This is a genomic window from Rhizobium cauense, from assembly GCF_019511525.1.
GTDB classification, from domain to species: domain Bacteria; phylum Pseudomonadota; class Alphaproteobacteria; order Rhizobiales; family Rhizobiaceae; genus Rhizobium; species Rhizobium cauense.
Genome location: NZ_JAEUAT010000023.1, coordinates 50,956 through 63,952 on the forward strand (window position 1 = coordinate 50,956; position 12,997 = coordinate 63,952).

Consider the following 12,997-nt stretch of genomic DNA (forward strand, 5'->3'; position numbering starts at 1 on the left):
CTCACGGGTGGGGCGTGGGGCGGGGAGGCAGCGACTTTACGAAACGGGCAATGGCATCGCGATCGCTTTGCGGGAGCTCCGCGGTGTTCAAAACGACATCGGCCATCGAGGAGCCGACGCGGCCGTGAGCCGGTGTCTCACCGGTCTTCAAAACAGTGGCAATGTCACCTTGCGACCAATCGCCAATGCGTGCAGGAGTGATGTTCGGAACAAAGCCGGTCCCCTCGGGATCGACGCCGCCGGCAAATTTCGTGGCCGGCTTGATGGCGCCCATTATGTTCCGGCTGGAGTGGCATTCTGCACAATGACCCAGGGTCTCGCTAAGGTACGTGCCGCGATCAGCGCTACTTCTGGCTTCGGCCGCTCCCTCCTTGAAAAACAGTAGCTTCCAGAATCCGATGGCTGGGCGCAGTCGGAATGGAATCGCGAGATCATGTGGTGGCGGCTTGCCTGACACTTTCGGCAAAGTGAGCAGGTAGGCGTATAGGTCCTGAATGTCTTCGCGGCTCATTCCGGTGTAGCTGGTGTAGGGAAAGGCGGGATAGTAGTGTTGGCCCGCTGGAGAAACGCCTGCAACAAGGGCATTAGCGAGGTCAACCACTGACCACGAGCCGATGCCATCGACCGGATCGGAGGAAATGTTTGGTACCCGAAAGGTTCCGAAGGGCGAGGCAAGCGCCAGCCCTCCTCCAAGCTTCAAAGGGTCGGTCTGGCCGGGAGTGGCGTGACAGGAGGAGCAGTAGGCGGCCACGAACACGATGCGTCCCCGGTCAGCATTTCCGCTTGCCAAGATCGCATCCTCACTCGAAAAACGAGGTACCGCGGCGGTGAGGACCAGTAAGCCCAAGATGGCTGCTAGCGCGCCTATCGACATCAACCAAACGAAGAATGGGATCCTGAACTGCTTGCGGGCCAAAGTGGCGGTAACTTCAGCGGTCATAGCGATCTCGCCAATCCCCTTTTGTCGGTCAATAGATGCTCCCCGCGCGAGCAAAGAGAAGGCAGCCCCGCCTTTGCTTTGAAGAGCTCGATGCGGAACCCTTGCAAACCAAGCGCTATTGCAGACCATCGGCACTCTAGCGCTGCTCTGAACTCGACAACACGTACATCGGCGCCTTGCGCGCTTGCTCTGATTAATCGTTGGAGCTTCATTATTGGAGGCCCCTTACCGTGGCCAGACTATTACCCAGCCGTTGCGACCTTGGACGAGATTGGCCTAGCACAATCAACCGCTTGTCGAGCTGTAACTGCACAATGGATCAAGAGTTCCATCCGGACGATACATATCTGAGATGCAGGGGATTTCGGGCGGGAAGGAAAAACTCCAGCTCCGGGTTTCAAAGCATGAAACCAGGGTTGAGACCCGGTCGAGTCTGGAGCAAGGGGAAGATGCAAGGCAGGCTATGTCCAGTTCGACAGCAAGCCGTCAGCGAATTCTGCCTGGGAAGTGTAGCCCGACGTCCGAAAAGGGGGTCACGCTGCGTATCATGAGAAAGACCCCGCTGGCTGTGGAGGCGGGGCCTTTCTACAGGAATGGATGCCGGAGGGTTGGCATCCACTCAAAGAACAAGAGTGGAAGAGATTAGTTCCCGTTAGGGAGCAGATGGCACCCCTTGTCTCAGATCTCGGGTCGGCGTGTCTATCTAAGCCTATCGCGTTCGAGACAACTTAAAGACGCGCGCGCGTGATCATGTCAGGAACGTTCATGTCCTCGATCAATGCGCCTTCGCGATCAAAAAGGCACTTGGATCTTGAATATGGCCAATCTATTGTTGCGGCGAAAGCTTGATAGCATAGGCACCGTCGTTCATCGAATTGATGCACTCGACAAAGCTTGCGCAGTCCTTAGGCCTTCGTGCCAACCGTCAGATTGGCAAGAGCGATCTCGCCGTCTGTGATATAATGGTTCACTTTCGCCGGCATCAAGCGCGTGCCTGACCCGTGTAGTGAAACATCCCCAATTACGCGTGCTTCCGTCAGGTGACTGATGATGTAGTTGCGTTCGGCGTTGGTGTCTGGAGCGGTGGCATGGGTAATTTGAAACGTCAGCCAGGTCAATGATAGGCCGGTATCTCGCGTGCCCGCTCCAACCCACAGCACCGGCTGGCTGGCGGACGGCTTTTCGGTGTTCAACCAGAAGCTTGCATCGGTCATGTCGTCTTCGGAATGGGCGAGGCCAAGCGCCCAGAAGCGTATGTGGTGCCTTTTGCGAGGGCTGTTGTCGATAGGCTCCTGAAACCCAATGTCCTGGCGTCGGCCAAAGAGGTAGAAAGTACTGAATGGTGCGGTGGGGTAGGGGGAGTTCGTCAAAAACGCCCGTGCCATTCTCAGTGAGCTTGTAATACCGAGATCGTCAGCAGTTGACCAACCCGCTAGCGCGAAAGCCTGGCGAAGGTGTTCTAGGGTGCCGATCAGGACAAGGTTTACGGGATCGCCAGGCAGACCATCAGACGAGATGGTGTAACTTGGGATGATGCCACGGTGAAGAAGTTTCAGACCAAGGCGGACAACGTTCGGTAGAATGAAATAGGCAGCCAACCCATACGTAACACACACTGCAACTATCCACGGAAGCCTGTGGTCGGCGGTATCGAAAACAACGAACACTATGAGCCAAACGCTGAGTGCACCCAGCAGAAAAATCAGGCACCGCTGGAGTATCCGCTTCACCAATCTCATCGCAGTCCTCCGAGATTGGGGCAAGCGACACGCCTGCCTCAATAGGCCGACCTCCGGCGATGTAAACTATTCTCAGAGCATCGTTCTTGTCCAGCCATATGGCGGCGCGCACCCTGCGCCCTGGCATGAAGTTGACGTGCCAGCACATGGTGCTTGCATTCCCGTTCGCCACCGTACCAACTTCCCCGACCAGACTTTGGTCCGATTGCTGGCAGCCTCGCCCGCCTTAGAGTCTCACTATCCTTCACTCTCCTGGAAGGATAAGGGAGGCTACTCGGGCGGGGTTAGTCATTGTATCGGTGGCCTCCCAACTTCTACATCGGATTGAGCAGCAAGGCACGCGGAGTAGACGCGCCCGTGGGCCCAAGTGACGACAATTTCGCCTGGTTCGGGAATTGCGAGACTTCTGGCGTGTAACAGTCGAAGTTGCGTCCCGCTGCGCTCCGCCGCTCAGAAAACCGGGACGATGGCGAGAATTAGAGACCCGCTGGCTGGGTGGCCGCGTCACCTGGCATCTGATCCGTTCCAACTGGCCGAGGCGAAACAGTGCCGTCAGCGGCAGCAACACGCCAAACGGTATTTCCAGCATCATCGGCGACCAGCAAGGCGCCCGTTCCGTCTATGCCAACGCCGACTGGACGGCCCCGGGCCGCCTCGCCTTTGATGAAGTCGGTCAGAACATCCTGAGGCTTTCCAGACGGGCGGCCATTTTGGAAGGGAATAAAGATAACCTTGTACCCGTTAAAGGAATTGCGGTTCCAGCTGCCATGCTCTCCAACAAACGCCCCGTTGGCGAATGGAGCAGGTAGAGCGGAGTTCAGCGAAAATGTCAGACCAAGGGCCGCGACGTGGCTGGACAGCGCGTAATCGGGCTTCATCGCCTTCTCCACCATATCAGGCCGCTCTGGATGAACGCGAGCGTCCACATGATTGCCGTAGTAGCTCCAGGGCCACCCGTAAAATCCGCCGTCGGTAACTGATGTTGCGTAATCCGGCACGAGGTTTGGACCGAGTTCATCGCGCTCGTTGATAACTGCCCACAGAACGCCGCTTTCGGGATTGAAGGCCAGTCCGTTCGGATTGCGAAGCCCCGAGGCGAATAGACGGGACGCGCCCGACTGGCGATCCACCTGCCAGATGGCCGCGCGTCCCTTCTCCGCTTCCAAACCATTCTCGACGATATTGGAGTTTGAGCCGACCGATGCATATAAAAAACGCCCGTCAGGACTGAGCGCGAGGTCCTTGGTCCAATGGTGGTTGATGGGGCCGCCTGGAAGCGGAGCAAGTTCTTTGGGCGGAGCGGTAATTTCGGTTTGTCCAAGCGCATAGGGATAGGCGAGGATGGCGTCTGCTGCGGCAACGTAAAGCGTATCGTCAACCCAGGCTAGACCGAATGGGGAGTTCAGCTTCTTGAGCAGGTCGTGGCGCTCGTCTACCTCGCCATCGCGGTTGGTATCGCGCAGGAGCGTTATGATGTTGCTCTCCTTTTGCTCTCCACCACCTCCGTGTGCGATCGTCATGATCCAATCGCGAATGATGTCCTTCGGCCGGGACTGTGGCTCGCCTTTGGGAGCCCGAGATTGGACAACCAGCACGTCGCCGTTCGGTAGTGTATGGACGGTACGCGGATTGACGAGGTCCCTTGCGTAGGCAGTCACCTTCAAACCTTCGGCAGCGGTCGGAGTTTGGTCGTCTTTCCATCCGACAACCTCAGCGACTTTCAAGTCCGGCAGCAGCTCGGTTGTTGGTTCGGGTAGGACGGGATCAGGACCGACCTGCTGAGACGTATCGAAATCGTCGGCCGCTTGGTTGCATCCGGCAAGGGTCATCGTAAAAGCAAAAAGAATTGCGATTGAACGGGTCACCGATCCGGTCATGCTGCTGCCCTCCACTTCAGTACGCGCTGCGAGCGTGCTGCGAAAATGAGCGTGATGAGGCTCACAATGAAGGTCGCGGCTGAGAGTGCAAGTCCGTTCGGAACGACAGCTGTCCAGCCATCCCCTGCATGCACCAGGCTGTTGATGATAGCCAGCGCTATCATAACCAAGAAGCCCAAGATTTCAGCAAGCGAGGCTCGCAACAGGCGGGTCGATGGGCGCAGCAGATCGATGACGCCCGCGAGAAGGGCGACTATGCCGAAAACCACGCCGGCAAACAAAAGCCATGCCGAAAAATTCTGCCACATGAGGTTCCCGGTTTGCCAAAACGCAATGTCAGTTGCGAGTGCCAGGCCAAAGCTTACGAAGGGGATAGGAACAAACAGCCTTTGTAGCGGGTATCCGACGGAATAGGTCTCTGAGATCTGCATGGCTGTGTCCCGACGCAAGGATGTCTATTCGATCTTACGGATCAGAAGCCATTTTGTTCCAATGGGATATCTCAATTACGCGGGAGTGAGCTGTAATACCTTGCAAGCGCCAGAATATCATCGTTGCTCAAACTGGCTGCAGCTTTGGTCATGATCTCCTGATAAGGTCCGCCACCCCGGCTTCCCGTCTTGAAGAGACGCAACTGGTTTTCGATATAGGCCGACGGCTGTCCGGCGAGGCGCGGATAGGCTTTGTTCGCAGCCTTCGTGTCATGACAGGCAATACAGGCGGGGACGTTACGGCCGTTGTCTCTTCGCTCGGCAAGCAGCCTTCCTGCTTCAAGCGTTTGGGAGCGCGGAGCTGCAGTGACACCACTTGCGGCGAAGTATGCCGCCAGTCGACCACGATCTTCAGGCGACGTCAGCGACAATGCCGCCTGCATGATGCCACTTGGACGTTGTCCCCCTACGAACGCTTCAAGGCTATCGCGCAGGTAGGCTTCCGACTGTCCGTCCAGCGACGGGATGAGGCTATCGATATCGAGGCGATCTGACGAGTGACATCCCTTGCAAGCCAATAGGATCGCGTTGAACTGGGATGATTGAGAGGCCGCAAAGCCACTCAGTTTCCGGTAGAGGATGCTGTCCATTTGCGAATACTGCCGGATGAAAGCCACCATCGCCCAAACCTCATCCTCACGTTCGGGGGCTGGCCAGGCAGGCATGCCAGTATAGCGCACGCCATGTCGGACGATCTCGAAGAGTTGAGCATCGGTCCAGTCAGCCGCAATGTTTTTGAGGTCTGGTGGAGGCGGAAGCATGCGGGTTGCAGCGGCCGGACGGGGCATGACGGGGGACCCGTGACAGCCCGCGCAGCCTACCTCGTAGTGCCCAGCCGCCATCGGCAGCATGCCTGGCTTGAAGGGAGGAGATTGAATACCGAGTGCCGCTGTCCGCACAGACGAACGCATGACCTGGTGCAAGAACCAGTCGGTTATGCGCCAGTGACCGGTGCTGGCTCGAACATGCAGAAAACCCGAAAATGCGAAAAGCAGAGCAGCTGCGGCGAGCGCGGACAGTGCCACAAGAACCCGTTTCCAGTTCATTTTCATCGGCAGCGCTCCGAAGATTCGGGCTTCAGCACCTCCGCAAGTAGAAAGACCGCGCCGATCAGGTAGGCTGCCGCTCCGATCAGAAGCATGACAACGCCGGCGAGTTGCTGATCAACCGATCGGCTCAGTGGAATGCCAAGGCAGGTGATGTCGCCCGCGCCATAAAGGGGCCGAGGGGATAGCGTTAGCAACACGCCGAGCAGTGTCATGTGAATGGATGTGAAGAGAAGCCCGATGACGCCTGCCATGCGCTGCCCGCCTTCCTCAAGGGGCCGAAAGCATGTCAGCCACAAAATCATTCCGGCGCCAACGAAACTGATCTGTTCCACAAGCACGGCATCTGCGCGGGTTTCAGCCCATCGTCTTGCGGCAGGTAAATGCCAGAACCATACCACCAACAGTTCGAGCACTGAGGCGAGTAGCGGGCCTAGCCAGCTTGGTTTTATGGTGGAGCCGACTTGGCTGCGACTGATTGAGACCGCTAGGAATGGAGCGGCAATGGCAACGATCATCATATGCACAACCATATGGGCCAGGAGTGACCCGCTGCTCCAGGTCAAAGCAAGAAGCACGAGCGCGAAAAACAGGATGGTGAGACCCACGGTGAGGGACGTTGTTTTCATCGGGCACATACCTCGATGAACACAAGTGGAACTGACACGAAGATGACTGCAACGAAGCTAAGGCCGGACAGCAGCAGGGTTGCGAAGCCCTGGAAGAACAGGCGATCCTGCTGAGTTGATTGGTCATGCGGGGGATCGCCCGTACCAAACCCCCATTGCCGCCACGCGAGCCAAGCTGCGACAAGAATAGCGAGGAGGGCCCCAGCGGTGATGGCGGCAAGGCTCAGCCGAAGTGTCGCAAAGGAGAAGGTGGCCTGCCCTGCCTTGGCACAGTAAATTGCCGCTGCGGAATAACACGCAAGGAAATGCAAAGCCCAGACGACCGGTCCCGTAAACAAGGTCCAGAGGGTTTCGACCTGCTTGGGGATCAATCGCATCATCTCACCTCAGTCCCGGGAAGAGACCGAGCACACCGAAGGAGGTAAGCGCGGTGATTATGAGGAAGTGCCAGTATAGCACCACATTACGCAAGTCGGCATCGAATGCTGCTGTTAGACGACCGGCAAAGCTCCCGGCCAGGCAATAGAGTTGCATGATTATCGCGACACCGCCGTGCACGACCGTCCACAGCGCAAGGATCCAGACTATTGCCGGATAGACATGGGCAGTAGGATTCATGTTGTGCAGATAGGGCCCCATCAGGCCAGCGATACAAGCCGCGATTGTGGCGACCATGGAGAAAATCAGAGAAAGCCGTGCCAGCAGCAGTTTGTTCTTCGTGTTGGCTTGCCGGGCGAGCAGCATTGCGAGCCAGGCCAGAGCGAAGAGCGCGCCGGCCGAAAGAGGCCAACTGCGACCAGGGCCGGGCAGACCTGCGGTGAAGTCAACGTGGATGGTCCAGTAGAAAAAATAGCCGAACATCAGGCTGGCAAAGGCCGTGCCGTCTCCGGCCATCGTGATGAACATTGCCCACCAACCGACCGAAGAAGGACCGGATGCGTAAAGCGGCACCTGCTTTCCAAGCCCGATATCCCTCACGTTCTGCCGAGGAATTTTACCGGTACCCGTCCACAACCAGATGAGGATCGCAGCGAGCGTCACGATCGCGCAGACAATGGCTACCACCCACCAGTGAAATGTCAGCGCGATGAAAACGCCACCGAGGGACAATGCCGAGATGATCGTGAGATATGAGGTACCTCCGACCCTTAGACACTGCTGCGGCTCGGCATCGAGAACGGATGTAACAAGGGTCTCGCGCTCCCCGTTTTCAACATCAGCCAGGTAGAACCGTCCGCTCCTGATATCCTCGCTCAACCCTTTTTGATCCCAGAGCGGATAACGGCTATGGATGATGGGAATGGAGCGAACGCCCCAATTTTCCTCCGGCTCGCTGATCCATTCCAGCGTTCCGGCGTTCCAGGGATTCATCTTGTCTTTAGGCTGACGATGTTTTGGCCGCAGGATGTCGACGACGATGAGGCCGACGCCAGCCGCAAAGACAAAGGCACCGATCGTGGAGATCAGGTTCAAAAGGTCCCAGCCGACATCGGCGGGGTAGGTGAAGACACGTCGGGGCATGCCACGCAGGCCGGTCAAGTGCATCGGGAAAAAGGCAACATTGAAGCCGATAAACATGAGCCAGAATGAAATTCTACCCAATCTGTCGGACAGCTTCCGTGCATTGATCAACGGATAGTAATAGTAGATGCCTGCCGTCACAGGAAAGAGCATGCCGCCGATGAGCACATAATGCAGGTGTGCGACGATGAAGTAGGTGTCATGAGCTTGCCAGTCGAAGGGAACGAGCGCGACCATTACTCCTGTCAATCCACCGATGACGAAGATCGCCAGCCCTCCCGCGCCAAAGAGCATGGGCGTGGACAGGATAACCCGGCCGGCCAGCATGGTAGCAATGAAAACAAAGATTTGAACACCGGTGGGGATTGCAACGGCTTCGGAAGCGGCTGAGAAGAAGGCGAGCGAAATTTGGGGCATGCCGGTGGTAAACATGTGGTGGACCCACAGGCCAAAACTCAGGAAACCGGTCCCGACAGCAGCAAGCACAATCCAGGAGTAGCCAACGATGGGGTGCTGGGAGAATGTCGGCACAATCATTGCCATCAGTGCGATCGCAGGAAGGAAGATGATGTAGACTTCCGGATGTCCAAAGATCCAAAAGAGGTGCTGCCAGAGCAGGGGATCACCACCACGCTCTGCGTCAAAAAATGGCCAGTCAAACATCCGCTCCATCTCGAAGAGGATATCTCCGGCGATCAGAGGCGGAAAGGCAAAGAGGATCATGCCGGCGACGATCAGAAGATACCAGGCAAAGAGCGGCATCATGTTGACGCGCATGCCTGGTGCCCGACATTTCATGATGCCAACTATAAGCTCTACCGCTGCTGCGATCGAAGCGACCTCTATAAAGGAAAGGCCAAGCAACCAAATGTCGGAGCCGATGCCGGAGTATTCCTTGTCAGTTGCAAGAGGCGGATACATGAACCAGCCGGAATTCGGCGCTGCTCCGAAGAAAATTGAGCCGCAAACAAAGACGCCGCCAAGCGCGAAGCTCCAAAAACCGAAAGCCGAAAGCCGCGGAAAGGGTAGCTCGCGCGCTCCGAGCATGGAAGGCAGGAGGAAGATGGCAACAGCTTCAAAGATCGGCACGGCGAAAAGAAACATCATTACCGTGCCGTGCAGCGTAAAGGCCTGATTGAAGAAATCGGCAGTGAGGAAGTCGTTGTCGGGAAAAGCGAGTTGCAGACGGACCAAAAGGGCAAGGATCCCGGCAAACAACATGAAGGTGAATGCTGCCGATCCGTACCAAAGGCCAATCTGCGTGTTGTTGACAGAGGTCCAGTATCGCCACCCCTTCGGATTGGCCCAGACCCGACGCAGTTCCTCTTCTTGCTCGTCGAGGCTTTTTGCCGGCGGCGGCTCAATTGTCATTTGAGCCCTCCGAGGTAACGTGCCATGTCTTCGATATCGCCCGGCGGCAGCATGTCGAACGCGGGCATCTTTGCGCCAGGCTTCACCGACGCTGGCGAACGGATAAAACGCGCTATGTTTTCAGTACTATTGGCAAGAGATCCGGCGCCGATGGACTGACGAGAACCCACAAGTGTTAGGTCTGGTGCGGTTTGCCCTGCGATTTCTTGGCCTCGCAACGAATGGCACCCAAGGCACCCATGACGCTGGATCAAGTCTCGACCGTGATCGTCAGTTTCACCGTGGCCGCTTATCTGGCGACTGCGCCAGGCGGCGAATTCTTCATCTTCCATGACAATAACGGAGAGCGCCATATAGGCATGTGACGTGCCGCAAAATTCCGCGCATGGCGAGCGGAAGATGCCGGTTCGCGTCGGAACGAGGGTCAGGAAATTCGTCCTGCCCGGGATCATGTCCATCTTTCCGCCCAAACTCGGTATCCAGAACGAATGGATCACGTCGGTTGCCTTCAGAGAGAAAGCCGCAGGACGATTAACGGGCAGTCGAATTTCGTTAGCGGTCTCGAAGCCTGGCAGGCCATCCTTGCTCGGATAGCGAACACGCCACCAGAACTGTTCCCCGGTGATCTCAACAGCCCCGTTACTTTCCGGGACGGCAGTCCAGGGACGGATCGCAGGCATAAGCCAGACGGCATAGCCGAGTAAGCCCAGGAGCACGACGACGGGCAAAGCCACGCCACCCCAACCGATCAGAGCGCTTGCCTGTTCTGGCGCCCACACGGTTTCCCGATGGCGCGCCGCATGGAGGAACAGCGCGGCGACGCCCAACCAAATTGCGGCGCCGCCGATAACCATGACGATGAACAGACGATAGACCGCTTCTGCTTCCTTTCCGGCCGGTTCGAGAGCAGATTGTTGCCCGCCGCAGCCTGCGAGCATGAGCACGGCGAAGGGAAGAAGATGTCGTAGAATTGTCAGGTTCTTCCCTTTCGTGCCGGAAACATTCGATATGGAGCAGGGGGCCAGAGGGGGCAAGCTCCTCAGGTTGCACCTGAAGCTAGAACTCTCTCTTGACAGAATGGTTCGTCGGGAGAGAGCTAAAGGCGTGCCTCAGATAGCAGCGGCCAGGGTGCCGCCACGCCGGATCGGATGATTTTCCGGATAGGCGGCCGTGCAAACTCAGATTTCGGTTCGGGAATGGTGGGGGGCAAGCACCATCTAATCGTGCGCCGGCGGGTTGCGAAACGGAAGGACGCCCTGGTCGTTGCGTCCCTTATCTAGGCGAGCTTCGCCCAGCTTTTCGTCGCCGTACAATGCCAGCGAACCGAATTAAGCCCTGGAACTCAAACGCCGACGGTCGCTCTGCGCGCTCAGGCGGTCCGCATGAAGCGATCAAGGAGCCGCCTCGCTAGTCGTCGTCGATTGGACGCGCTTCTCGACACGAGCTTTCGCGGAGACACGCCGAGCAACGGCAGAGCACCATGCTTGCGGCGCCACCCCAAACGCGCCGATTGCTTAGGGAACGGCGCCCCCCGGCAACCAGCAGCGCGGGCCACTTCCTTCTCGCCCGCGACGGGAGAGCGCAACGCGGCCCGTTACATCTGGAGCTCTGTCGTTTGCTCGTTTATCTTTCCGCAGACTTCCTCGAACGGATCACGAATTGGCACTAGAGGCGAAGCACCGAGAAGGAGAAGGGCCTTCAGGTGCTGCCATCCGCCTTCTTCGCCCAAGACTGTCGCGTAGGATGTCATGACGGTGCGCTCCTCGGCATAGAGGCGCTTATACTCCGCAAAATTCGAAAAGTTCTCATGATTGCTCTCAGACGGATGGAAAGTCTCGGCCGCGGCACCTTCGGCAAAAATAACTTCGTGGGTATTGAGCAGGACGGCATAGTACTCGATCGACGCGTCATCAGCCGGAACGACCGGCGCGATAGTCGTGCCGTTGACGAGATCCCTCACACGTATCAGAACGCCATTCAGGAACAGCGCATGGCCGGGCGAGAGGTAGAGATCGGAATGTGGCGTGCCCGCGCCCAACGCGTGACGTGCCACTCGGATCGGTACAACACCTTCGTGCCAACGCGCGCCGCTCTTCTTGAAGACTTGGAGACCGACCCACTTGATGGGGCGGCTGCTGCCGTCCGGGAGGATAACGCGATCTCCGACGCGCAAATCCTCGACAGCCTTTTCGCCGCAATCCGTGAGGATCGCCGTCCCGCGCTGAAAGCATTGCGCGCCACCGCCTGAATTGGAGCCGCCGCCTCCACCCGAACTACCGCCGCCGCCTGAACCGCCACTGCCGCCTGAGCCATTTCCGCCTCCACCTGAGTGACCCCGCCCCCAAAGCCGCCCTAGGGCGCTTGCTGGGGACTGTGAAGCTATTGTGGCCAAGGCGGCAACACCGGCAATGCGCGCTCCGGCGGCAGTGGCGACTCCGAGAAAATGTCTCCGTGCAGTGTTGCGTGGCAAATTTGGATCTTTAACGCTAGACAATATTACGCTCCTCTAATGAAAGGATGAGGCCATCCCCTTGATAAAGAATACGTTTCACGCCTTCGCTCGCCAGCCAGCTAAAAGGCGTAGCTGCGCCAAACTCAAGTTCGATAACCATCTCCTGAACCTCGCGGATCGCGGCTGCTTTGAGAATGACCTGACATTCGCCATCGGCGTACCGAAGGCGAGGATGGTGGTTGCGCCTTCAGTCGTAGATCTCAGTTTTTCGGATGACAGGAGTCAGTAACCCGTAGTCCGGCCAAGCTCCTGATAGAGAGATCGAAGGCATCGGCCCGGAGTTTGCAGCAGTTCTCTGACCTCTTTCACGCTCTAGTAGCACAGGAGAGTGTGCCGGTCTTGCGCCCTGAAACCCTCCTACGTTCCATGCCCGACGTGACAAAAGAAGCCCCGCTGTGGAAGCGGGGCAGTTGGGCTTAGTTGGGACGTGCACGAGCGGGGAACTCGACACCCAGATTCAACTTTGGCGCGGCCCATCAGTTCCGCCTAATATAAAAATTTTCGAGTCATCTCGACGAAAGCCAATCGGCCGCCATTTGATGATTCAGCCGTGTAAAGGAGGTTTGGAATGGACGTAGACCTTCCCGTTTTCATTAAGCCTCTCGACGTAGAATTGGATGGAACCGGGAAATACCGGCATGCCGATACCGTCCAGGACCTGGTAGGCATGCTCATGGGCGGGAAGTGGCCGAAACAGGATAGCACTTTCCACACCGCGCTCTGGCGTTCGATGGAAGCGATAGAGTGGTATGTTGACGCCGACACTGCCCGGCAAGCTTTTGTTGATGCCGCCCACAAGGCCGGCATGCACGTGCTGCCCGATGACGAGGTCGAGATGAAAAAAGCGAGCTAAAAAAAGAACCCCGCGGGC

At 57.5% G+C, this 12,997-nt stretch carries 12 protein-coding genes; 1 reads left to right on the forward strand and 11 read right to left on the reverse strand.

Annotated features, from left to right (window positions below; all coding sequences use genetic code 11):
* Position 1: 1 nt before the first annotated feature.
* From JNB88_RS29145 to JNB88_RS34245, 11 genes are all read right to left on the reverse strand, one after another.
* Positions 2-874 carry a c-type cytochrome gene (locus tag JNB88_RS29145; protein ID WP_220358534.1) on the reverse strand — a complete coding sequence of 291 codons (873 nt, stop codon included), beginning with the start codon at positions 872-874 and terminating at the stop codon, positions 2-4.
* Positions 875-1,845: 971 nt separating this feature from the next.
* The gene (locus JNB88_RS29150; RefSeq protein WP_220358494.1) at positions 1,846-2,679 is read right to left on the reverse strand and encodes an LssY C-terminal domain-containing protein; all 834 of its coding nucleotides are present in this window, start codon (positions 2,677-2,679) and stop codon (positions 1,846-1,848) included.
* A 476-nt stretch (positions 2,680-3,155) separates the two neighbouring features.
* The gene (locus JNB88_RS29155; RefSeq protein WP_223217381.1) at positions 3,156-4,508 is read right to left on the reverse strand and encodes a PQQ-dependent sugar dehydrogenase; all 1,353 of its coding nucleotides are present in this window, start codon (positions 4,506-4,508) and stop codon (positions 3,156-3,158) included.
* A gap of 44 nt (positions 4,509-4,552) precedes the next feature.
* Complete coding sequence (locus tag JNB88_RS29160) at positions 4,553-4,987, reverse strand: DUF2231 domain-containing protein (protein ID WP_220358496.1); 435 nt, start codon at positions 4,985-4,987, stop codon at positions 4,553-4,555.
* A 71-nt stretch (positions 4,988-5,058) separates the two neighbouring features.
* Complete coding sequence (locus JNB88_RS29165; RefSeq protein ID WP_220358497.1) at positions 5,059-6,099, reverse strand: c-type cytochrome; 1,041 nt, start codon at positions 6,097-6,099, stop codon at positions 5,059-5,061.
* The gene (locus tag JNB88_RS29170) at positions 6,096-6,722 is read right to left on the reverse strand and encodes a cytochrome c oxidase assembly protein (protein WP_220358498.1); all 627 of its coding nucleotides are present in this window, start codon (positions 6,720-6,722) and stop codon (positions 6,096-6,098) included. The genes JNB88_RS29165 and JNB88_RS29170 overlap by 4 nt, the downstream gene beginning before the upstream one ends.
* Entirely contained in the window at positions 6,719-7,102 is a 384-nt protein-coding gene (locus JNB88_RS29175) for a hypothetical protein (RefSeq protein ID WP_420832228.1), read from the reverse strand. Before JNB88_RS29175 ends, JNB88_RS29170 begins: the two co-directional genes overlap by 4 nt.
* 1 nt (position 7,103) lies before the next feature.
* Positions 7,104-9,614, reverse strand: a complete 2,511-nt coding sequence (gene ctaD, locus JNB88_RS29180; protein WP_220358499.1) for a cytochrome c oxidase subunit I — start codon at positions 9,612-9,614, stop codon at positions 7,104-7,106.
* Positions 9,611-10,648: a cytochrome c oxidase subunit II gene (locus JNB88_RS29185; protein ID WP_223217374.1), complete on the reverse strand. Its 1,038-nt coding sequence runs from the start codon at positions 10,646-10,648 to the stop codon at positions 9,611-9,613. Before JNB88_RS29185 ends, ctaD begins: the two co-directional genes overlap by 4 nt.
* 560 nt (positions 10,649-11,208) lie before the next feature.
* A complete protein-coding gene (locus JNB88_RS29190; RefSeq protein WP_220358500.1) occupies positions 11,209-12,108 on the reverse strand; it encodes a Hint domain-containing protein in 900 nt (299 codons plus the stop codon).
* Complete coding sequence (locus JNB88_RS34245) at positions 12,101-12,226, reverse strand: hypothetical protein (protein WP_262928098.1); 126 nt, start codon at positions 12,224-12,226, stop codon at positions 12,101-12,103. Before JNB88_RS34245 ends, JNB88_RS29190 begins: the two co-directional genes overlap by 8 nt.
* Before the next feature lie 468 nt (positions 12,227-12,694).
* On the opposite strand from JNB88_RS34245, the gene JNB88_RS29195 reads away from it, so the two are divergent.
* Entirely contained in the window at positions 12,695-12,979 is a 285-nt protein-coding gene (locus tag JNB88_RS29195) for a DUF982 domain-containing protein (protein ID WP_220358501.1), read from the forward strand.
* Positions 12,980-12,997: the final 18 nt, after the last annotated feature.